Annotated in this window: 22 protein-coding genes; 7 read left to right on the top strand and 15 right to left on the bottom strand. The window is 66.5% G+C overall.

Features of this window, described 5'->3' with window-relative positions:
• Positions 1-31: 31 nt before the first annotated feature.
• Both QRY02_RS20595 and QRY02_RS20590 read left to right on the top strand, forming a co-directional pair.
• Positions 32-940, top strand: a complete 909-nt coding sequence (locus tag QRY02_RS20595) for a hypothetical protein (protein WP_285993158.1) — start codon at positions 32-34, stop codon at positions 938-940.
• A gap of 78 nt (positions 941-1018) precedes the next feature.
• On the top strand, positions 1019-1456 hold the full coding sequence (locus QRY02_RS20590) for a L,D-transpeptidase (protein WP_285993157.1): 438 nt from the start codon (positions 1019-1021) through the stop codon (positions 1454-1456).
• Here QRY02_RS20590 and QRY02_RS20585 read toward each other — a convergent pair.
• Positions 1411-1854 carry a hypothetical protein gene (locus tag QRY02_RS20585; protein WP_285993156.1) on the bottom strand — a complete coding sequence of 148 codons (444 nt, stop codon included), beginning with the start codon at positions 1852-1854 and terminating at the stop codon, positions 1411-1413. The genes QRY02_RS20590 and QRY02_RS20585 overlap by 46 nt on opposite strands.
• Positions 1851-2288 (bottom strand): hypothetical protein, encoded by a 438-nt coding sequence (locus QRY02_RS20580; protein WP_285993155.1) that lies wholly within the window; start codon positions 2286-2288, stop codon positions 1851-1853. Before QRY02_RS20580 ends, QRY02_RS20585 begins: the two co-directional genes overlap by 4 nt.
• 105 nt (positions 2289-2393) lie before the next feature.
• On the opposite strand from QRY02_RS20580, the gene QRY02_RS20575 reads away from it, so the two are divergent.
• Positions 2394-3755 (top strand): NAD-dependent succinate-semialdehyde dehydrogenase, encoded by a 1362-nt coding sequence (locus tag QRY02_RS20575; RefSeq protein ID WP_285993154.1) that lies wholly within the window; start codon positions 2394-2396, stop codon positions 3753-3755.
• A 38-nt stretch (positions 3756-3793) separates the two neighbouring features.
• On the opposite strand, the gene QRY02_RS20570 is transcribed toward QRY02_RS20575, so the two are convergent.
• From QRY02_RS20570 to QRY02_RS20535, 8 genes are all read right to left on the bottom strand, one after another.
• Positions 3794-5092, bottom strand: coding sequence for a tyrosine-type recombinase/integrase (locus QRY02_RS20570; protein WP_285993153.1), 1299 nt, complete (start codon positions 5090-5092; stop codon positions 3794-3796).
• A gap of 98 nt (positions 5093-5190) precedes the next feature.
• A complete protein-coding gene (locus QRY02_RS20565; protein WP_285993152.1) occupies positions 5191-5400 on the bottom strand; it encodes a helix-turn-helix domain-containing protein in 210 nt (69 codons plus the stop codon).
• Between the two features lie 10 nt (positions 5401-5410).
• On the bottom strand, positions 5411-7054 hold the full coding sequence (locus QRY02_RS20560; protein WP_285993151.1) for a replication initiator: 1644 nt from the start codon (positions 7052-7054) through the stop codon (positions 5411-5413).
• The gene (locus tag QRY02_RS20555; protein ID WP_285993150.1) at positions 7051-8640 is read right to left on the bottom strand and encodes an FtsK/SpoIIIE domain-containing protein; all 1590 of its coding nucleotides are present in this window, start codon (positions 8638-8640) and stop codon (positions 7051-7053) included. The genes QRY02_RS20560 and QRY02_RS20555 overlap by 4 nt, the downstream gene beginning before the upstream one ends.
• Positions 8641-8961: 321 nt before the next feature.
• On the bottom strand, positions 8962-9282 hold the full coding sequence (locus QRY02_RS20550) for a helix-turn-helix domain-containing protein (protein WP_285993149.1): 321 nt from the start codon (positions 9280-9282) through the stop codon (positions 8962-8964).
• Positions 9279-9551, bottom strand: coding sequence for an AMED_5909 family protein (locus QRY02_RS20545; RefSeq protein WP_285993148.1), 273 nt, complete (start codon positions 9549-9551; stop codon positions 9279-9281). Before QRY02_RS20545 ends, QRY02_RS20550 begins: the two co-directional genes overlap by 4 nt.
• A 547-nt stretch (positions 9552-10098) precedes the next feature.
• Positions 10099-10554 carry a hypothetical protein gene (locus QRY02_RS20540; RefSeq protein WP_285993147.1) on the bottom strand — a complete coding sequence of 152 codons (456 nt, stop codon included), beginning with the start codon at positions 10552-10554 and terminating at the stop codon, positions 10099-10101.
• A gap of 24 nt (positions 10555-10578) precedes the next feature.
• Positions 10579-10806: a hypothetical protein gene (locus tag QRY02_RS20535; protein WP_285993146.1), complete on the bottom strand. Its 228-nt coding sequence runs from the start codon at positions 10804-10806 to the stop codon at positions 10579-10581.
• A gap of 245 nt (positions 10807-11051) precedes the next feature.
• On the opposite strand from QRY02_RS20535, the gene QRY02_RS20530 reads away from it, so the two are divergent.
• A complete protein-coding gene (locus QRY02_RS20530) occupies positions 11052-11795 on the top strand; it encodes a helix-turn-helix domain-containing protein (RefSeq protein WP_285993145.1) in 744 nt (247 codons plus the stop codon).
• 8 nt (positions 11796-11803) lie between these two features.
• Positions 11804-12271, top strand: coding sequence for an NUDIX hydrolase (locus tag QRY02_RS20525; protein ID WP_285993144.1), 468 nt, complete (start codon positions 11804-11806; stop codon positions 12269-12271).
• An 8-nt stretch (positions 12272-12279) separates the two neighbouring features.
• On the opposite strand, the gene QRY02_RS20520 is transcribed toward QRY02_RS20525, so the two are convergent.
• The 3 genes from QRY02_RS20520 to QRY02_RS20510 form a co-directional block, all read right to left on the bottom strand.
• The gene (locus QRY02_RS20520) at positions 12280-13839 is read right to left on the bottom strand and encodes an anti-phage protein Upx-like protein (protein ID WP_285993143.1); all 1560 of its coding nucleotides are present in this window, start codon (positions 13837-13839) and stop codon (positions 12280-12282) included.
• Complete coding sequence (locus QRY02_RS20515) at positions 13827-15521, bottom strand: hypothetical protein (RefSeq protein ID WP_285993142.1); 1695 nt, start codon at positions 15519-15521, stop codon at positions 13827-13829. Before QRY02_RS20515 ends, QRY02_RS20520 begins: the two co-directional genes overlap by 13 nt.
• 1064 nt (positions 15522-16585) lie before the next feature.
• The gene (locus QRY02_RS20510; protein ID WP_285993141.1) at positions 16586-19375 is read right to left on the bottom strand and encodes an AfsR/SARP family transcriptional regulator; all 2790 of its coding nucleotides are present in this window, start codon (positions 19373-19375) and stop codon (positions 16586-16588) included.
• Between the two features lie 117 nt (positions 19376-19492).
• Between QRY02_RS20510 and QRY02_RS20505 the strand changes: the two genes are divergently transcribed.
• On the top strand, positions 19493-19636 hold the full coding sequence (locus tag QRY02_RS20505; RefSeq protein WP_285993140.1) for a hypothetical protein: 144 nt from the start codon (positions 19493-19495) through the stop codon (positions 19634-19636).
• A gap of 161 nt (positions 19637-19797) precedes the next feature.
• Positions 19798-20169 (top strand): DUF742 domain-containing protein, encoded by a 372-nt coding sequence (locus QRY02_RS20500; RefSeq protein WP_285993139.1) that lies wholly within the window; start codon positions 19798-19800, stop codon positions 20167-20169.
• Here the strand turns inward: QRY02_RS20500 and QRY02_RS20495 are convergent.
• Both QRY02_RS20495 and QRY02_RS20490 read right to left on the bottom strand, forming a co-directional pair.
• On the bottom strand, positions 20156-20986 hold the full coding sequence (locus QRY02_RS20495) for an alpha/beta fold hydrolase (RefSeq protein WP_285993138.1): 831 nt from the start codon (positions 20984-20986) through the stop codon (positions 20156-20158). The two genes, QRY02_RS20500 and QRY02_RS20495, sit on opposite strands and share 14 nt — an antisense overlap.
• A 63-nt stretch (positions 20987-21049) precedes the next feature.
• On the bottom strand, positions 21050-21673 hold the full coding sequence (locus QRY02_RS20490) for a TetR/AcrR family transcriptional regulator (RefSeq protein ID WP_285993137.1): 624 nt from the start codon (positions 21671-21673) through the stop codon (positions 21050-21052).
• Positions 21674-21679: the final 6 nt, after the last annotated feature.

Raw genomic sequence — 21679 nt, 5'->3', positions numbered from 1 at the left:
GCGCACAGCCGGTGTCCGGAGGGAGCAGACCATGAGTGCCGGGGCCTACCACGCCGAAACGGCGGAGATGGGGACGATCGCCCACGCGGTCGAAGACGTCGGGTCGTCCTTCCTGTCGGCCACCCGCGACCTGGAGGGCCTGGTGCTGGATGCGTTGTCGTTCGCCGGGATCGGCAGCGGCGTCGCGGCCGCGAACTCGGCGCTGCACTCGACGCTGGGCAGCGCCCTGCAGAAGCTGCTCCACCTCCTGACGAACGTGAACCAGAACGTCCGGACGGCCGCGGACGGCTACCGCGCCGCCGACTCCGACGTCGCCCAGGCCTACGGCGGTGGCGGGCAGGGCGGCGGTGGCGCCGCGGCCGCCGCGGCGCCGCAGCAGCTCGACCCCCGGGTCGTCGACTCGATCATGCGGTCCGAAGGCGCGACGGGGGAGCAGGGCGGCGTGCCCGAGGCCTACGGCTTCCGGCAGAACATGCACAACGGCTACGACCGGATCATCGCCGCGCGCGAGCAGTACGGGATCGGCAGCGCCGAGGAACGCGCGGTCGTCGCCGACCTGATGACCGCCAACGCCCGCACGGCGGGTGCGCTCAACTTCACCGATCCCGGCACCCAGGCCGCGATCATGTCCGGCGCCCACATGCGCGGCGCCGGCGGCGTCCGCGCCATCCTCAACCACATGGCGGGCGACGACGTCGTGCGCAGTTCGCGGACGCTGAGCGACGCGGCCGTCCAGCACGTCCAGGGACTGACGCCGGAGCAGTTCCAGCAGGAGTTCCGCGACGCCCGCGTCGAATACGACCGCCAGGTCTACGGCGCGACGACGACCACCCAGGGCGGGCACACGCAGAACTGGTGGGACCGCTACGGCACCGGCCTGACCCGCCGCTACGACCGCGAGCAGGCCGAATTCCTCGGGCTTTCGCAACCGCAGAACTGATTTTTCGATCCTGCGGATTCGAAGATCGCCCGAGTGGGCACTCTCTTTGTGTAGCCGAACGACAACGGGAGGCGCACGATGAACCGGAGGATGATCGCACTACTGGGCGGGGTCGCCGCGATGGCGGGGACCGTGGCGTTCGCGGGAACGGCCGAAGCGGCGTCGACGCCGTGCAGTGCCGAAGCGAAGGCCTGCGTCCAGCGCAGTTCGAATACCGCGTGGCTGACCGACGGCGCCGGGAACGTCACCTACGGCGGCGTCCCGATCACCGTGGGGCTGCCGAAGTACCCGACCCCGCTGGGGAAGTTCCACGTGCAGTACAAGGACATCGACCACTACAGCAAGCAGTTCAACGGGCCGATGCCGTACTCGGTGTTCTTCACCACCACCGGGGTCGCGTTCCACCAGGGCAGCCTGAAGGTCAAGTCCCACGGGTGCGTGCACCTTTCGCACGGTGCCGCGGTGACGTTCTACAACTCGCTGCACCCGGGTGACGTCGTCGAGGTCGTGCCCTGATCCGTCCGTTCCGGACGGTCGAGGAGCGCGCCGGTGACGGCGCCGAACACCAGGTGATCCAGGATCTGCGGCCCGCGTGGCAACGCCCGCACGGCGGGGTACGCGCGGGCCGCGATCCCGAGGTCCAGCGCCGCGATGACCAGTCCCGCGACCGCGCCGCCGCCGCCCCCGAGCCGGTGGTGACGGGCGATCGCGGCGAGCACGCCGGTCCAGGCGGCGGAGACGACGACGTGCGCGATCAGCCCGGCGGCGACGCCGGGCCGGTGGCGCCGGCCCGGTAACAGGGTGCCCGCCGCTTTGGTGGCCGCGAGGACATCGGCACGGGTGAAAAGCGCGTGGACAGTCGACGGTATACCGCTGACCACCGCGGCGACGGCTCCCGCTCGAGCCGGCGTCATCCGGCCAGGTACGCCGCCACCCGGATCCGCAGGCCGCGGACGCGGGGGAGCGCGATGGTGAACGCCCGCGCCGGCCGGTAACCCGGCCACGGGTCGCGGTGGGTGCAGGGACCGGCGAAGTACACGAAGCCGTCTTCGTCGTCGTAGTGGCCTGGTGACCAGACGGCCGCGTCACCCGCGTGGCGGTCCGGGCAGGTGGCCCGGGCGGTCCAGTAGACGTCCTTCTGCATGACGCGGCGCAGCTGCGCCGCGAATTCCGCCAATTCGGTTTCCGGCAGGCCGAGACCGCGTCCGCTCCACACCCGCGGGGTGCGTTCCGACGGGCGCGCGGGGCAGCCGAAGGTGACCTCGGCGGCGGTGTACTGCCGGGTCCAGCGGGAGTTTTTCGGGGCCGGTGCGGCGAAATCGAATCCGCCGGTGAGTTCCAGCGTCATGGGGGAACGATAGTCGATCAAGCGGTGAGGGGTACCGCCGCGCGGGTATCGATCACTGCTCACATAGTGTATACAGTATCCAGTAGCCTGACGAAGGAGGCCGCTTTGTACACAGTCACCAACCCGGCGACGGGCGAGCTGGTCGACGAAATCCCGAACGCGGCCGACGAGGAGGTCCGCGACGCGATCGACCGGGTGCACCGCGGGTACGCGGCCTGGCGGGCCCGGCCGGTCGCCGAACGCGCCGCCATCGCGAGGCGCGCGGGGGAGCTGTTCGCCGAGCGCGCGGACGAGCTCGCGGCGATCATGACGGTGGAGATGGGCAAGCGGATCAACGAAGGCCGCGGCGAAGTGGGTGTCGTCGCCGACATCTTCCGGTACTACGGCGAGCGCGGCCCGGACCTGCTGGCGGACGAGCCCCTGGCGATCCGCGGCGGCGAGGCGGTGCTGACGAAGGAGCCGATCGGGGCGCTGCTGGGCGTGATGCCGTGGAACTTCCCGTGTTACCAGGTCGCCCGGTTCGTGGCGCCGAACCTGGTGCTGGGCAACACGATCCTGCTCAAGCACGCGTCGATCTGCCCGCGCTCGGCGGTCGCGATCGAGTCGGTGTTGCGGGACGCCGGTGTGCCGGCGGACGCGTACGTGAACGTGTTCGCGTCGAGCCGTCAGGTGCCGTGGATGCTGGCGGATCCGCGCCTCGCGGGGGTGTCGCTGACCGGCAGCGAGCAGGCGGGCATCTCGGTGGCGGCCGAAGCCGGGCGGAACCTCAAGAAGTGCGTCCTGGAACTGGGCGGCTCGGACCCGCTGATCGTGCTGGACACCGACGACCTGGACGAGACGGTCAAGATCACGGCGACGGCCCGGATGCGCAACTGCGGCCAGTCGTGCAACGCGCCGAAGCGCATCATCGTGCTGGGCGAGCTGTACGAGGAGTTCACCGACCGGTTCGCCAAGCGCGTGACGGAGTACTACGTCCCGGGCGACCCGGCAGACCCGTCGACAACGCTGCCCCCGCTGGCCTCGACGGCAGCGGCGGAAGAGGTGGCGGCCCAGATAGAGACGGCGATCCGCGAAGGAGCAACGCTGCGCGCGGGCGGCCACCGCATCCCGGGCCCGGGCGCGTACGTGGAGGCGACGGTCTTGACGGACGTGACCCCGCAGATGGCGGCGTACCACGAGGAGATCTTCGGCCCGGTGGCATTGCTGTTCCGAGCGGAGACGGAGGAGGAAGCGCTGGCGCTGGCGAACGACACACCTTTTGGCCTGGGCGCGAGCGTGTTCGCAACCGACCGAACCCGCGCGGCCCGCGTGGCACGGGGAATCGAGGCGGGGATGGTGTACGTGAACAAGTCGGGAGGCTCGGAGGCGGACCTGCCGTTCGGCGGGATCAAGCGGTCAGGGATGGGCCGGGAGCTCGGGGCGCTGGGGATCGAGGAATTCATGAACAAGAAACCGATCCGCCTCTGACCTGCTGTTTTACTGCTCTTGGCCCCGCTAGGCCGTCGTCAGGCCGTCACGGAATCCTGGTCCGTCTGCTGCGGTCGGCGGGGCTTGAACACTCGATTGGTCGCCGCCCGAGCCCGTTTGTGGCTCGACGGGACGAGGTGCGTGTAGATCCGGAGCGTGTATCCCGGGTCGTGATGCCCCAGGTACTCCGCAACCTCCTTGATCGACACGCCGTTGGCGAGCATCGTGGAGGCGAAGAAGTGCCTCATGGCGTGCATGCCGTCCCGGCGTTCGACATAGTCGAGCCCCGCACGCGCGAAGGCCGGCCGCCAGGCGTGGTACGCGAAGTTCGATCCCTTGATCACGTTCCCGATCGGCTGCCCCGCGTAGGCGCTGCGCTTGATGACCCGGCCGATCAGGACGCGCACCGTCTCCGGCCTGCCGCCCGGTTCGAGCCAGGGGAGCGTCAGCGTGACGGGCTCGAAGGTGGCCATGTAGTCGTCGATGTCGTCGAGGACGCCTTGCCCGAGCGGCACCACACGCGTCTTGCCACCCTTCGGCGGTGAGAACACCGGCTGAGTGCCGATCCACCGGATCTGACGCTGAACGTTGACGATCATCTCGTCCCGGTCGATGTCGTCCGGGCTGAACCCGAAGATCTCCATCTGCCGTAGCCCGAGGCCGGCCCCGAGCGGCACTGTGACGGTGTACTCGGCGGGCAGAGCGAGCCGCACCGCGCGGACACGGCTGTCCGGCCACGGGATGACCTTCCGCTGGACAGGCTTGGGCCGCTTGACACTCTTCGCCCGGCACGGGTTCGTCCGGATCTTCTTGTCGTCGTAGGCCGCCTGGAGGATCGCGGAAACGGTGTCGAACAGCACCGCCCGGGTGGACGCCATCAGGCCGCGTCCGCCTTCGCTCTTCGGCCGCTCCAGCCAGTCGAGCCAATCGCGAATGGTGTCGGTCTTCGCGGCTACCTTGAGCGGCTTGTCCCCGAGGAATGGGAAGATCCCGGTCTTGAGGTGGTTGCTCACGGTCTGCCGCGTCCCCGCGTCGGCTGACTGGCCCTTGCGCCACTGGGCCGTGTAGTCGCGGAACTTCTCTTCGCCGGACTCGGCCGAGATGTACTCACCGGCCAGCACGTCGTGTTGCATCTTGGTCAGGAACGTCTTGGCCTTCGTAAGTTGCTTGTCCGGAAAGGACTTGCTCCGTTCGTTGCCCTCGGGATCGTAGTACCGGACCTTGTACCGGTCTCCCTTGCCGAACAGTTCGGTCTTCTCGCGGACCGGGTGACCCTTGGCATTGAAGACCGGCTTGCCTTCCGCGTCCTTCTTCTGTCGCCACCATCGGTCTTGCACGTGGCCTTTCATTATTTTCTCCTATCCTAGTTGGTTTTGATGCGGCTTAACCCCATGCCCGAGGTTGATCGGGCATGGGGTTTCGTAGCCGAGACCTTCTATGCGGCACCGTCATGGCTGAGCTGGTCGATCCAAGCTCGTACCGCTTCGGGGGAGTACCGGACGTGTTTGCCCATCCGAATCCACGCGGGGCCGTAGCTCTTGAACCGCCAGTCCCGCAGGGTCTTCTCGGGTATCCCGAGGAAGGTGGCCAAGTCCTCAGGCGTCCACAGGCCCTCGATGCTCACCACCTTGATCCGTGCGCTCATGTCTGCCCCCTCAGGCCGCCAGAGACGAAGTTGCCGAAGTAAATTGGACGGGCGGCCCGGCAGCAGCGAGCATTGCCCTGGAGTACTCCGCCTGCCACGCGATGCGCTCTGAGATCGCGCGCATGACCAGCTGGTCCCTCGGTGGGCAATGGGTGTCGCCGGGCTCGACTTTGCGCCACACGAACCGATCCGGAGCCGGTTCCGGCTTGCTGATCCCGACCGCCGCCAGTGCGGAAAGCACGAAGCCCCGGCGGTCGGCCTTGTGGTCGGCGACCGTCTTGCCGGACCACTTGCGCGACACCAGCACCCGCCGCCCCGGAAGCCCGAGCGTCGAACGGCGATGCGCCCGTCCCTTGCAGTGGCCTGGGACGGTCTTTCCGTTGGCTCCCTTCGGGTTGATCCCGTACAGCAGCCACACCGCACAGCGCGGCGAGCACGGCGTCACGGCCAGGTGGGCGTGCAGCATGTCGTGGTGATCTCGCTGGCCGGCCGTATCCGCGTCGACGACCTCACCGGTCGACTTCGTGAGGTACTTGGTCAGGTAGCCGATGTGCCGCCCGGCCTCCTCCGTCCCGCCGAGGATGCCCTTCGAGTGCACCTGCGTGCCGAACCGCACGACATGAGCCGGTTCCTCCACGGCAGCCACCGCGTCATCCCACGCCGTCAACGGCTCCCGCGTCTCCGGGTCCACAAAGGAACGGGAATCGGGATCCCACAAAGGGTTTCGATCCGTGTAGACCAGTTCATCGTGAGCAGGCCACCACACCTGGTGGTAGGTCGCTTCGGTGACGAGCCGGATGGTTTCGTGCGAGATCGCGCCCCGCAACGCCGTGTGCAGATGCGGGGCCGCCCGTCGCTGCGGCTCGACTGTGGCGAAGTACTGCACGTCCCATCCGACGACGCGGCGGAGGTTCTGCCACCACCGATCCACCAGCGCCGCGAAGTGCACCGCATCCCGAGCCGCCCGACGATAGTCATACGACGCCGGGTCGACCGGTGACCCGTCTGGCCGGACACGGCCGTAGGTGTCGCAGGTCAGCGTGACGAACATTGACGGCCGGAACTTCCCCGCGAACTCCCGCCCTACCGTCGTCTTCGCGACCTTGCGCCGAGGCAGGTTCGGCGCGTCCTGCCGCCGCCTGGTCGACCGCTTCACGGCCTTGCGCTCCGGGACGTCGAGAGCAGGCAGGCGGCCGGTCATGCCCGAGGCCCGCAGTTCCGCGTCCACGCCCGCGACCTCTGCCCGCAGCTCTTCGGCCTCTGCCTCGTCCCCGGCCGCCATCACGTCGCGGTAGTGCGCCGCCAGGTCGGCCCGGTAGGTCAGCAGCTCGGTTTGGGTCTCCGAGGGCTTCTCGCGGGTGATCACCGGCTCTTCGGTCAGGTGCCACCCTTCCCGGCACTGGGCCTGCCGCAGCGCCTTCGCCTTCCGGGCGCACGGCAGGCACACCGACTCCACCGTGGAGCCGCAGGGGATGGGGACATAGCGGACTTCGCCGGTTTCGGTGTCGCCGACCTCCATCGTGAACGGCCGGGTACACACGCCGTGCTTCTCTGCCGTGGCCTTGACGACGTCGGCGGAGAGGGCACCGCGGATTCGCTCGACCGGGGTGGCCGGCACCGCCTGCGACTGCGGGTCTTCGCTGGTGGTGGTCATGCCGACCTCCCTTCGCCCGTGCGTCGATCGGCCAGGCTGATCACCTGGGCGCCGCCGTTGGTGACGTAGTGCTCCAGTTGCTTGATCGTGTGATCGGGCACCCACCCGGCCCGCACGCGCAGGGGTTCGCGGATGCCTTCGCCCCAGACGTAGCCGACCCCGGCTGCCGATTCCGGGATGCGATTGGCCCACGCGCCGCGCTCGTACGCGCCGTCGCCGAGGACCATCGGGACCTGCGTCTTCGAGGTCAGCCGCATCGCGATCCGCCGGGGCAGCAGCTCCCGCACCGGCACCGTGTCCTTGGTCGGCTCCTGCACGTAGCCCCGGACGGTGAAGCCGAGCGCTCGGCCTTGGGTGGTCAGGATTGCGACCTTCTCCACGATGGCGTCGCGGGTCTTGCGGTCGGTGTACTTGGTCAGCGCGCCGATCTCGTCGAACTCCAGCAGCTCCACCGGGTAGTCGGTGGAGATCGGGACCTGCCGGGTGTGCCCGGCGAACTCACGCTTGCGCCTGTCCAGCTCGTCCAAGAGCGCGTCAAGGACCTGGACAGCCTCCTGCCCGCTCTGGCCGTAGCGGGCGAAGATTCCGCGCCCGTAGGACAGCTCCATCGCCTTCGGATCGATCCCGGACACCCGCACCAGACCGGCCCGGATCGCCGAGGCCGCCGCGACCAGCGGGCACCACATCACCGAGTTCTTGCCCGACCCGGTGGCCCCGGCGACCAGGGTGTGAGCGCCGGTGCCGACGAGGGGGAGCTGCCAGGGCTTGCCGTACTCGGTCGACCCGGCGAACACCGCCCGCAAGTCCACACCCGTGCCGTCCACGGAGACCATCTCCGGCACCGGCAAGCACGCGACCGGTGAGGCGAGCAGGTCCCGGCGCATGAAGTCGATCGACACGACGTCGGGCTCGAGTTCCCGGATCTGGCAGCGGGTGACCTTCCGGGCGACCGCCAGCGCGCGGGCACCCTCGTCGAAGTCCTCCGGCTTCTGTCCCGGCACCAGTCGCACCCGGACCTCATCCCACGAGGCCCCGGACCGGACCGACAGCAACGTGGGCACCGCGACCCCGGCCGACCGGTCCTGATTGCGGGAGACGGTGTTTCGGCCCCGTCGACGACCGACCAGGGACACCGTGACGTCGACCGGCACCGAGGCGTCCCGGACCACCAGGCCGCAGGCGGTCAGCCAGCCGGCCAGCTTCCGGCCGTAGAGCGCCCAGCGCAGCCACCACGAGCGCACCCACCGCCCGCACCACTGGTCATAGCTCACCGCGTCCAGCCGCCACCAGACGAGCTGCACCAGGCCGAGCACGGCGAGGGTCACCAGGAGCGAGAGCCCGCCAAGCCACCGGCACCAGGCCCAGGCCGCTACGAGGGTGAGGCAGGTCCGCCAGTGCGTCACCAGTTGCCGAACAACCCAGCCGATCGCCCGTGCCAGACCCCAGAGCACCATCCCGACGACCGCGAGCGCGGCCAGCATCTCCGCCAGCCCGGCCAGAGCACGACCGATCTTCGCCAACGCCCACAGCAGAACGGCCAGGCCGCCGCCGACCGCCATCAGCGTCATCACGCCGTGCGCGTCCATCAGCGACCACCCCGCACACCGGCCGTGCGAAGCACCAGCGGGAGCATGCCCAGGCACGGGGCGCACTTGGTCTCCCCGGGCAGTAGGCGCGCGAACTTCTTGCATTCTGCGCAGCGCATCCGGGTGACCCCGGTTGACTGGCGTTGGTTGTCATCATTTATCGTTTGCATTGTTCACTTCTCCAGTGGACAGACGCAGAACCGGAACAGGTTGGTAGCCAAGGGCCGGTTCTGCGTTCTAAAAAGGACACTTGCGGTCACGTGGGGACGCGTTTATGCGCCACACGTCCCCACGTGCGGAATTCCTGATCTTCTGTTCTTCTCAGACTTGCTTGGGCTGCCCGCGTGAGCGGAGCCGGACCCCCTCGGCGAGCAGGATGTTGCGAGTTTGGTTGTAGCTCATGCCATACAGGGCGGCGACTTGCCGGATCGAACGGCCGTGCTCGTACGCGTTGACCAGACCCGGCGGAGTCGGCGGCAGGCGGATCTTCGGCGGCCGAAGCGCAACTCCGGCGTCGATAAGGGCGGTCCGCACCTTTCGGTAGCTGAACGGATACTCTGCCACCAGAGACTCAATTGTCTCACCGCCGGAATAACGCTTGACCAGCTCGATGACGACTGCCGGGTCTACCTCGCTAGTCACCTCTCTTCTCCGAAACCCGACCGCCATTCGGGCTTTCTGGTCAGCTTCTCGACCTGACGCATTTCGTAGCCGACCCAGTACAGCGCTTCCCAGTGGTGGTGCCGATCGGTTTCCGCGACCCGCTCGTACATCGCGGCGTTCGCACGGTGGAACGCCACCCACTCCGAGGTCTTCGCGTCGACCTCGGGACGTAGTACGAACACCGCCTCCCGGGCATCAGCCAGCGTCACGGCCTCGTCATGCGCCTTGACCACCGTCACCGTCTCCATCAGGCCCGACTGGTGCCGCCGCGCGAGCCGTCAGCAGCGCCGCCAGGTCGTCCACTCCGTCGCGGAGCTGGCGAAGGAACGCCACGCAGGCCGGCCACTGCTCCACGTCCTGCGGGACCGTGAGAGAGACCACCGACGTCGCTCCGGTCACGACCAGCATCGGGGGACTGGCCGGATGCGGCCCGGTCTCCTCCACCGTCACCGAATCCCGAGACTCGACCCTCCACGTCACGCCGAACCCGTCGACCCGAACCACCATCACCGTCTGCCTTACTCGCCCAATCCCGTGCCAGCTCGGCGAACCCCTCGGCCGCCGACTCCAACGCCGCAACGCACCACCACGGCAGACCCCGCGAGCGCGCCAGCTCATGCCACGCCCGCGACACCCGCCGCGCCGCATTCGACGTGTTGAGCGACGACGTGGGGGAGAAGACCCGCGTGCTGTGCTCCCACGCCGCCATGTAGTCGCGGTACGCCGATTCCCACGCCCGGACCAGCTCACTGAACGCCGCAGCGTCGCGAACCGGCCCGGACGCGTTCATCCCGCTCACGCCGCCTTGGTCGCAGCTTCGCCAGCCGTGGCGGAGCGCGCCGACTTCGAACCGCTCCCGGCTGCCTTGAAGCCCGTCGCGCGGAAGACGTAGGACTGGTACTTGAACTCGCCCTGGCCCGCCACCTTCGGCTCCGCCGTCAGCCCCTCCAGCTCAATCGGACGCATGCCCGGCAGCGCTTCGGAGGTGGCCGGGACCGGCTGGACGTCCGCCAGCAAGGTGATCTCGAACGATGCCCGCTTCGCCTTCGTCTCGTCCGGGTCGGTCACCGTCGCCTTCCACTGCCGCTTGCCTGTCACCTCGTCCACTCGCTGCCGAGCCGGGCGGCCTGCCGTCCGGTCCTCGCGAGATTGGTACTCCGTATCTGCCGTAACCTCTCCGACCATGACGAGCCCCTGCGGGAACGCCTGGTCAAACGCAATTTCGAACCTGTAGCCCTTGGCGATAGCCATTTCGCTAGCTCCCTGGATGTGTTCTCAGTCAGTCGCTTCTGGTGCCTGGTCGTCGACTCGTGTCGTTGTCGAGTTCAGTGCGGCCCGTACCGCTTCGAGTTCCCTGCTCAGCACCGCAATGGCGTCCGAATCCACGAGCAGGACTACCGGGAACGCCTTGCCGAACCGGATTTCGGCTCGGTTCGCGTACGTGAGCGCGCGGACCCGGATGGGGAGATCTGCCGTGACGTGGATCTGGACCGTGTCACGCATGCCGGTCGCGCCTACGCCGCAGGTCGGCGGAGCGCCCGTGTTCCCGCATCACGCGACCGGCCGTCGAGCACGGACCCCACGCTTCGAGTCGTCATGCCTGCCTTCCTCTCCTCGCCGCCGGGCGGACCCCGGCAATCTGCCCTCCAATCTCCGGCAAAAGGCGGGACATGATCACCACGTGGCGGGACATCTCGGGACGTCCCTGGTACGGTCGAAGACGTCCCTAAAAGTCCCAAGGGGTGCTGATGCCGAACGAACGCCTGCGTGACGCGCTGCTGCGCAACGGCCTGACCTTGGAACAGGTCGCCAAGGCCGTCGGCGTCGACCAGAAGACCGTTGAACGCTGGATCACCAAGGGGCGCCTGCCGTACCCGAAGCACCGGCACAAGATCGCGGCGATGGCGCGCGAGTCAGAGACGTACTTGTGGCCGGACTCGGTCGCACCGGAGCGCAAGGCCGAGACGGCGGCCGCCGAAGTCGTGCGGGTCTTCCCGCACCGTAACGCCATCCCGGTCGAGCTGTGGGATCGGCTGATCAAGGAGGCGTCGGAGACAGTTGAGGTCCTGGTGCACGCCGCGCTGTTCCTGGTCGAGCGCCCGCGCTTCATCAAGGACCTGACGGCCAAGGCTGCGGCCGGCGCGAAGATCCGCCTGGCCTTTGGTGACCCGGAGGGTGACAGCGTCGCGCTACGCGGCGAGGAGGAGCAGCTTGGCGACGGGACGCTTCCGGCGCGTATCCGCAACGCCCTTGCGTTCTACCGGCCACTGATCGGGGTGGAAGGCATCGAGATGCGGTTCCACAACACGACGCTGTACAACTCGATCTTCCGGTTCGACGACGAGATGATCATCAATACGCACGTGTACGGGTTCCAGGGGGCCCATGCCCCATCCCTCCACTTGCGGCGGCTCTCCGCCGGGGACCTCTTCGAGACGTACTCGGAGAGCTTCGAGTCAGTCTGGAACCTTGCCAAACCAGCCACCTTCTAGGAGGCAGCATGACCCGAGTCGACTACTACAACGACCCGAACGCGCCCAAGGCAAATAGCATTGCGGTGGCCGTCTCAGCGTTCATCCAAGACGATGATGGCCGGATCTTGATGATCAGGCGCACGGACAACGACCTGTACTCGATCCCTGGCGGCCAGTTAGAACTCGGCGAAACCTTGGCTCAAGCTGCCGTACGCGAGGTTTGCGAGGAGACTGGCGTCGACTGCGAGATTACGGGTGTGATCGGCCTATATTCCGATCCTAGTCACGTCATAGCTTACGACGACGGCGAGGTTCGACAAGAGTTCTCTATCTGCTTCCGCGCCCGGGCTATAGGTGGTGCACTCCGGACGAGCGTCGAAAGCAATGAAGTTCTCTGGATAGAACACAAAAAAGTGGACACTCTATCCGTGCATCCATCCATTCGAAAGAGGATCGACCACGGATTAAGTGCGGACCACGTCTACTTCACATGAGGTGTTAGCTATCGTTTGACCTTCCTCCGCTCGGGCTTGAAGTTGCGAATCCAGGCCTCCAATGAGTCAAAATTGACGATCGGAACTGGAGTTTCCAGCACGCGCGGTGTTATTAGGTCGCGGCTCGTAACTATCAGAGGCACGATCTTCCAGCCTGTTCCTGCGACGCCAAAGGTTGAAAGCACTAGGGATACGTGCTCCTGCAGCCAGGCTGACCGGCGCTGATGCTTCTTGAGGGCACTTTTCTCACCACGAACGAGATCGTCGGCTTCATTTGCTAGCTCCGTCGCATTGCGGGCGATCTCGAAATCCTTTGCTTCAACTGCAAAAATAATTCGCTTCTTCTTGTCGAATGCTAGGACATCGATGTCACCCAGGTCCTCACCCGATTTTGACGTTATGCGCTTAGAGCCGACCTTGGTGACGCCTCTGCGTACCGGTGCGCAACCAGAATTCTCGAATGCCACTGATACCTCCGTCTCAAACTGCTGATTTTGACCTTGGCGAATCGATCCCATCAAGATCTTCATCTCTTTGCTTTTCGCGCGCACGCGCCCGGTCCGGATCAAACCAGTCCAGTATTCCGCCGAGTCGATCAGGTGTCTGGCGCCCCAGTAGAGGTCGTGGCTACCATCGTCTCGATTGAATAGAATAAATGGTCTCCTGAGGTACGACCATTCCCGATTGTAGCGCCAAGGCCATGCATCTGACCCAACCGATAGAAATTTCTTGCGCGCCTTCAGGCCAAGCTGACCGAAGAAATGAATGGACTTGCTTCTATTCCAATCGAGCCTTTCATTCATTAGTTCGATCACTTCCTCCATGGGGAGGGATGTGGCGGTGCCAACTCCTGCATCAATGCTGATGTTGATGAGTTCATCGAAAACATCAGAGATATCCGAATGTGTGAATCCGAACTCGGCACGCATGGCTGTGTCGATCGCGTCCAAGGAGTCCGTAGAAGGTGTACGAGTGCCCACGGTGCCGGGCGGTGAGATGGCTATCCTTCTCGCGGCTTCGGCCATAGCCTTGCTTAGCGCGGTCGTTCCGGCCTCGAATTTGTCTCCGCGTGACACGCCTAGCCGGCCTGAGGGTAAGATAGAAAGGTCGTTTTCGGCGAAACCATGGTAAATGGCGTCTGATAGTGATGCTCGTGCGATCAGTTCGGCGGATATGGCCATCAATTGGTCAAACCTGGATAGGGTCAGATCGAGATTTCCCTTTGGCTGGGTTGCGGCAACGTACTCGATGAGGAATCGTATGGCAATTGTCGATTCTGTAAGCTTGTTTCGCCTTTTAGCCAGCTCTTCGGATTTGATGCTTGATTCACCGAAGCACGCGATCTGATAGGGAAGATCGGCCGTAACCGCGGCGGACTGGTTGATCAGGCTCTCGTGGAATGAGAGGAGCTTCTGCAGCGCTTCTCGCCCTGATAGCTCTGCGGTCAATGCGACAACTTTGCCAAAATAGAATTCAACGACCTTGCCAAGGGTCTCCACGCGTTTCTCAGAGGCAATAGGGCCAATGTCATATTGCTGCTCGGATAACCAGTGTGCTAGTTCATCCATGGCGACCGAGGTATCGTATTCTTGGACAAGCCGCGGAGGGAAAGACTCTGAGGGGTACCGCCTGACATCGTTAAGGGGGACAGTCGCATCATCTTCTTCTGGGGCGGCGAACACAGTCTATTGACAAAGTCAGTTGGATCACCATCTACGACGTGTAACTTGAGCCCGTCTAGTAAGGCTTTAACGAGGAACTTCTCACTGTTGGTGTCAGAGCTATCGACGCGGAACAGATCCGATAGTATTTCGAGCTTTACTTTTCCTTCTTGAGTATCGACAACTCGAATCCAGGATCTATCCTCGCTAGTTCCATCGCTCTCGCCTGCAAGGACTTGCCCCAGCTTTTCTGGATCATCTATCTCGATCATTATGAAAATCTGCCGATTTTCGCCGACCGAGTCAATGAACGCTACCGATTTGGATTCGAACATCTGCCATAACCAAAACGATAGGGCGGTTATGAGGCTTTCAAAGAAATCTTCGACGACCCCACTGTAGTGGTTGTTTCCTGCGATCCAGACTTCCGAATTCGCCAACTCTAGAAAAAGGCCTCGCCGCCTGTGTCGCGGATGTACGAAGTAGATAGGAGCTACATCGGTTCCCCATAGTGAAATGACCTCAATGTACCGCTGGCCGTCGGGGCCAAGAACTTCATGTGAGTCGATGCGCTTTTGAGCTTCGACTCGGAGAGCAGTGCCGCTTCCGTTTACGATTGAGAAGAACGTAGGGGGTCGATCATCGCCAACGTAGTAACTGTGGTTTGCATCGCGGTATATCGCATAGTTGTCAAGTGTACTGAATGATTGAACTGTAGTTCTGTCATGAAGATCGGAATCTGCCTGAGCAAACTTCCACAGGAAAAGCGGATCTGAGCCGTCAAGTTCTGCCATAACTTGCAGCTCATCTAGTGATAGTGTCGTAAATGGGCCTGGAAGCCTAGGTTTCTCATATCCAAAGAACACATGTCGGCCGATGCCTTCGAGAATAACTATCCGAAGTGTCTTATGGTCATCTTCGGTAGGATTCCTTGCGGGGTCTATACTGTCCTGAACTCTGACACTTAAATCGTCAGTGCGCCATCTGCCGAACGGGTCTGCGACGTCGTATTCGCCTAGGTCGTCGATAACGATTGCGACGTCTACATACTTATCCTCCAGGAGTTTATATCTGCGACGAATAAATCCTTCTTCCTGCTCATCTGTCGCAATGCGAGTTGTGCCCATGAGTTTGAATAAACTGTCAACTTGGGCCACAACCTCAGAGTGAAAAGCGTCTCGGAGAACCTCAAGGCAGCCGTGCTCTATTGCTGACTTGATTAGGTGATGACGCAGAGATGCGGCAAGTTCTCCAGGGTTTGCGATGATCAATTCATCGTCTGTTTCCACAATTGGCGTGATCACAAACGTGTTATCTGTGTCGATTCCTAGATTTAGATCATGGAATCCGGCGCGTACGGAAAACCTCTGGAGCGAAGCGATGAGATCGCTGTTTTGTAGCGTGCTAGATAGTTCTTCATTGCTGAATGATACTGCGTGAAGAAGTGGTTCAAGACCTGCTGCACTGGGGACATAAACTGGGGCGCGCGCGGATAATTCGGGTGGAGGCGTGCCGCGCTTGATGCCCGCTTTCGAGCAGATAGCGTCACTTATGGTCAACACGGCGGTGGCGGCAACGATGGAATCCATGAAGTAGTCTTCTGGAAATTCTTCTTCATGATCCCGTAGTGCGCATAGAAACAATGACAACGAGTGCGCTGAGCGCGTGCTGAGACCTTGTAATACCATCTTTGGTCCGCCAAAGAATGGCATCTCGACGGAATATATGTCGTCGTAAGGATCCTCTTGTGAAATGATATTGGAGGCGCTAATGAGCGGATCTTTTATGATACTCTTAAGTCTAGTTGGCGACAATCTGTGCGCGGTTTCTCGGATCGGTAGAGAGGCGCCAATCGCGGCTAGTCGCTGAAGACGAAGTATGCAGGCGATGTTTCTTGGGATCAGCTGAAGGGCGGCAGCAGCCCTTGCCAGCGACGGTCCGTCTACCCCTGACCAAGGCATCGAGTCCTTTAAGCCTGTGCTCACCGGCGCATCTCCATTCCGCTGTCTGTGTTCGTCGATTACCGATGCCGCCTACTGCCGAATCTAGCTCTATGGGATCAAGGCGCGCCGCCGACGGCGGCGCGCACGTCACCACCCGTGCGGCGGGCTCGCCCTCATGCGACACGGACGGCCTGCCGCTCCGCTCCGGCCGCCGGTCGCCGGGCGGACCGCCGGAAGGCCGGCTGCGTACGCGCGCCGCCGCGAGCTGGTTGATCCACTCGTCCCCATACGCCCAGAGACGTCGGCGAGTCGATCAGTGTTACGCCGAACAGGGGCACGATCGGGTGACCGCTCCCTCGTCGGCGATCGTTTAACACCGGCCGGCCGCCATCAAGGGCGCCTACGGCGTCGCTCCGCGATGGACGCAAGCGCCCACCCTTGACACCGGCCCTCCGGCGCTAACAGCGGCGGGGACGAGGAAGACGGGGCAGGGCTGCCACCAGACCAGACGGGGCACAAGGGCGGCGAGGAGCCAGGCCGTCTACAGGCCGTCAGACGTCCAGACGGGCCCGGACGCGACCGGACCCAACAGACGCAAAAGAGCAGGTCAGAGGTAGTAGGACCACGAACGCCTCCAGGCCCGTTGACCGCCTGGATAGTTCATGAACAAGAAACCGATCCGCCTCTGACCGGGCCCATGCCGCGGCGAGTCATCCCCCGGACTCGCCGAGCAGGCCGCGGACCTCCTCGGCCTCCGGCGCCCTCAACTCCGCATACGCGACCAACGCCGCTTGCAGGTGGGAAGTCGCCTCAAGATGGTTCCCGGCAGCCCGGTGGGCCACCCCCAAGCCGTGCTGGGCGATGGCGCGTTCACGCAGGTGTCCGGTCCGGCGGGTCAGCGCCAACGCCTTCTCGTACAACGAAATCGCCTCGTCCCCCGTCTTCGTCGCCGCCAGGTCGTTGAGGGCTGAGACCTCCAGGTTCGTGTTGCCGCCCGTCCGGGCGAACTCCAACGCGCGGCGGAAGTGGTCGTCGGCTTGCTTCGGCCGGCCCAAACCCGCATACGCGCTGCCCAGCGCCGCCAGCACCGGAGCGCCCAAACCTGCTGAGCCGAGGTTCTCGGCGATGCGGCCGCTTTGCCGCAGGTACTCCACCGCCTTCACGTGGTTGCCGCACCAGCGGTGGTGTTCTCCGATGTTGCACAGCGCTATTCCCTCCAGCAGCGCGTGCCCCGTCCGGCGCGCCGCCGCGAGGGCCAGGTCGAGCTGCTCGCGGGCCTCCGGGCGGTGGCCGCGGATGTCTTCGATCGTGGCGATGCTGTTGCGGGTCATGCTTTCCAGCAGGTCGTTCCCTTGCTGCAACGCCAGGGAGAGAGCCTGCTCGAGGTGCTCGGCGGCCGCGTCGAAGCGGCCGAGGAAGCTCAAGGTCATGCCGACGGCGTGGTCGGCGAATCCCCGTTCGCGCGTGCCGGGACGCGTCAGCGCCAGCGCGGTCGTGTGCAGGGCGAGTGCTTCGTAGTGGTGCGCTGCGATGTAGAGATACCGCCAGAGCGTCGCCGACAGGCGGACCACGTGCCCCGCCAGCGCCTCCGGGGCACTCGCCGCCAACGCCAGCATCGTCGCCCGCTCGGCGTCCAGCCACGCCCGCGCGGCCTCGCCGGACGCGAAAGAAGGGCGTGGCCCGGCCATGGGCGGGCGCAAGTACGGCTCGTGCGGCGAGAACCGGTCCATCGCCGCCGACGCCCAGCTCAGGTAGTGGTCGAACAGCCGGGTCGACGCCGTGAGCCGGACGGCGGGGTCGTCGGCCGCCACCAGCTCGGCGGCGTAGAGCTTGACCAGGTCGTGCATCCGGAAGCGGCCCGGCTGGTGCTCCTCCAGGAGGTTGGCCGCGCACAGCACCCGCACGGCCCGGGCGTCCCCGAGCAGGGCCGTCGCGGCCGCGCGGCCGATGTCCTCGGCGGGGACCAGGCCGAGGAGGCGGAACGCGGCGGCCGCGGCCGGCGGGAGAGACCGGTAGGAGGCGTCGAACACCGCCCGCAGGCTCGCGGCCAGCTCCCCGGTGTCCAGGGCGTCCAGCCGGCTTTCGCGCAGCTCGGCGGCCAGCGCGGCGAGCCGCCGCTGCGGCTGGGCCGCGACGCGCGCGGCGACGATCGCCAGCGCCAGGGCCAGTCCGCCGCACAGGCCGAGGATCTCCTGCGCCGCCTCGGGTTCTTCGGCCAGCCGGGCCGCGCCCAGCTTGTGCGCGAGCAGCTCCCGCGCCTGCTCTTCGTCGAGCGTGCGCAGTGGCAGCGCGCTCGCGCCGTGCGTGGTGAGCAGGCCGCCGAGCTCGTGCCGGCTGGTGACGAGGACCGAACAGGACGTCCCGCCGGGCAGCAACGGCGTCACGTGCCGGGTGTCCCGCGCGTTGTCGAGCACCACGAGCAGCCGCCGGCGGGCCGTGAGGCTGCGGTACAGCGCCGCCTGCCCGTCCGGCTCCGGCGGGATCGACGCCGGCGCGACGCCCAGCGCGCCGAGGAAGCCACGGACGGCGCGCTCGGCGGGCACCGGTTCGCGGACCGGGTCGAAGCCGCGCAGGTCGGCGTACAACTGGCCGCCGGGGAACCGGCTCGCGTGGTCGGTCGCCCACCGCACGGCCAGCCACGTCTTCCCGAGACCGCCCGCGCCGGAGATCACCGCGACGGCGCCGTCACGGGCCAGCATCCGGTCGAGGGCCGCCAGTTCGGCGGTGCGCCCGGAGAACGCGGGTGCCGCGGCCGGGAGCTGCCGCGGTTCCGGACCGGTGCCGCCGCCGGTCAGGATGCGTTCGTGCAGGCCGCGCAGCCGCGGTCCCGGGTCGGCGCCGAGCTCGTCCGCCAGGCGGGCCCGGACCTGTTCGTACTCGCGCAGCGCGTCGGCCGGACGGCCGTCGAGGAACAGCGCTTCGATCCGCTGCGCCGCCGCCCGTTCGCCGCTGACGCCGTCCGGGACGGGCTGGGCGAGCACGGCGGCGTGGGCGCCGGTGCGCAGCCGGAGGTCGTCGCGGTCGAGCAGGGCCGCTTCGCGCTTGCGCTCCAGCTCGCCGCGGACACCGTGCACCCACGGCGAGTCCAGCTCGCTGAGCGGCGTTCCCCGCCAAAGCGCCAAGGCCTCGTCGTACAGCGCGAGCGCGGCGTGGTCGTCCGCCGTCGTCCTCGCCCGCCGGAGGAGGCTTTCGAACCGGTGGACGTCCACCACCAGCGGATCGGCGACGAGGCGGTAGCCGTCACGCTCGCGCTCGATCGTCACGCCGTCCAACGCGCTCAGCAGCGCACGCAGCCGCGAGACGTACGCGTACAGCGAGTTCCTCGGCTGCCGCGGTGGCCGTTCGCCCCAGACCCGGTCGACGAGCCGGTCGACCGGGACCGCCCGGCCGGCGTCGAGGAGCAGCACCGCCAGCACGTCACGCTGCCGCGCGTGCCCGATGTCGAGCCGGGCGCCACCGGCCACGACCTCGACGGCGCCCAGCACCCGCAGTTCCACCACGACCGGTCCCTCCCTGCCTCAGGCGTAGCGGATCGGCGTCCCGCGGGCAAGGTCCGGGCAAGGTTTTCCCAATGGCCCCGGCGCACCGTGGCGGCACGGACGACCAGGGGAGCCGAGATGATCACCGACACCTACCTCCGCGCACGCATGGCCGAGGTCCGACAGGAGTTCGCCGCCGCCCGGTGGTGGCGGCGGCGGATGACGCGCCTGCTGGCCCGCGCCCGGAAGGCGCGGAAGCCGGCCGTGTTGTCAGAACTCTGATAACCCCGCTGGATGACCTTCGCCCGGCGGAGTGGTGTCGTTCAACGGTGTCGCCCTGACGTGCAGTTTACCGTCCGTTAGCCTGTTCGGTCGATTGCGGTGGAGTCGATCACGGTGTCGAATAATCGCCTACAAGGATTAATCGCCGTGAGGAGCTGGCTGTGCACTGGGGGACCGCGCTCGAAGACGGAGGAGCGGCGGGGCTCGTCCGTCCGTACTTCCGCACCCATGGCCGGACGCGCCCGACGCGGGACCTCCCCGTCGAGACGCTCGTCTCGACCACCGCGCGGGGGCGGGCCATGACGCGGGGCAGCACGCCCGAAGAGTCGGAAATTTGCGTGCTGTGCCGCACTTCGCAGTCGGTGGCCGAGGTGGCCGCGCGGCGGCGGCTGCCGCTCGGGGTCGCGCGGGTGCTGCTCTCCGACCTCGCCGACCGCGGCCTCGTCGCCGTGCACACGGCGAAGCGGGGCAACGGCAACCGGCCGAGCATGGACCTGATGAAGCGCATCCTGCACGGCCTCAGCCGGCTGTGAACCCCCGGACCAGCCGCGCGAACTCCGCCGGCTGGTCGAGCGGCAGCAGCGTGTAGCTGTCGGCCACTTCGACGAGCTTTCCCTGGGGGAGCAGGGCGGCCAGCCGCCGGCCGTGCTCGAGGGGCATCACGCGGTCCTCGGTTGCCCAGACGACCAGCGCCGGCCGGTCGAAGCCCGGCAGCCGCTCGGCCACCTCCAGCAGGATGCCCGGCGCGGCGGCCGCCGACCGCAGGACGCGGACCGTGTCGCGGCGGATGCCGGGCTGGCTCAGCAGCGGCCGGATCCAGCGGGCCGTGACGGCGTCGCCGCGTTTCGTCAGCCACCCGAAGGCGATCGGGAGCCGGCGCACCGCGCGCAGCCGCATCTGCTGCATGAACGCCCCGAACAGGCGCGGCGGGAGTTTTCCGGTCAGGAACAGGGTTTTGCCGGTGAGGCCGGGCGGGAAGTTGTCGAACGCGTCGCAGGACGCGAGCACGACGCGGCCGACCCGGGGCGCGTCGTCCGCCATGAGCAGCTGCACCAGCGCGCCGCCGGTGTCGACGCCGACCAGGGTGACGTCCCGCAGGTCGAGACGCTCCAGGAACTCCGCGAGCAGCCGCGCGAGGCCGGGCAGCGACAGGTCGGCGTCGTCGCGCATCGGATGCCGGTGGGCGCCCAGGGGCAGCGTCGGGACGACGCACCGGATGTCGTCGAGGCCGGCCAGCGGGGCGTCCCACAGCGAGCCGTCCATCAGCAGACCGTGGACGAAGACCACGGCCGGGCCCGCCCCGCCCGTGTCGGTGTACTCGACGGTGCCCGCGGACAGCTCGACCTGCATGTCAGCCTCCCAGTGATGTCCCCTGGGCAGAAGTGAACCACGTGGTTCGCAAACTGTCGAGGATCAGGGCGCCGCTTCCTCCCGTTCGACCGCCCGCAGCAACGCCGCGACGCCGGCTTCCGCGCCGTCCCCGTCCGGGCTGGTCAGCAGGTCGACGAGGAAACCCCGCAGCGTCGCGAGGATCATCTCGGCGACCTCGAGCTTGCGCCGCTCCGGCCAGTGCGCCGGGCAGAACGACACCAGCGTCGGCAGGTACTGCTGGGACGCGCCCCGGCCGAGCGCGGCGTACCGGCCCGGGTCGTACATCGCCAGGCCCATCGCCTGGTCGAGGACGCGCCGCAGCTGCGTCTCCTCGTCGCGGAGGCTGGCCCAGGCGGCGCGGACACGACCGGTGAGCGTCGGCGACTCGGCGGCGACGGCCGTCAGCGCGTTGCCGATCCGCCGTTCGCGCAACGCGAAGACCACCTGCCGCAGCAGGTCTTCGGCGCCTTCGAAGTGGTAGAGCAGCACCTTGTGCGTCGTTGCCGCCGCCCGGGCGGCCCGCCGCAGCGAGAAGTCGACGAGCCCGTTCTCGGCGACGTCGTCGGTGATCTTGGCCAGCAGTTCCCGGCGCCGGGCCTCGCCACGGGGCGACCCGGCCGAGCGCCGGTAGCCGGGCCGGGCCGGTTCGTCGGTAGCGTTGTCCACGAAGGA

Source organism: Amycolatopsis sp. DG1A-15b (assembly GCF_030285645.1).
Lineage (GTDB): Bacteria > Actinomycetota > Actinomycetes > Mycobacteriales > Pseudonocardiaceae > Amycolatopsis.
The sequence above is the reverse complement of the archived record's forward strand: the minus strand, read 5'-3'. Positions and strand labels throughout refer to the sequence as shown.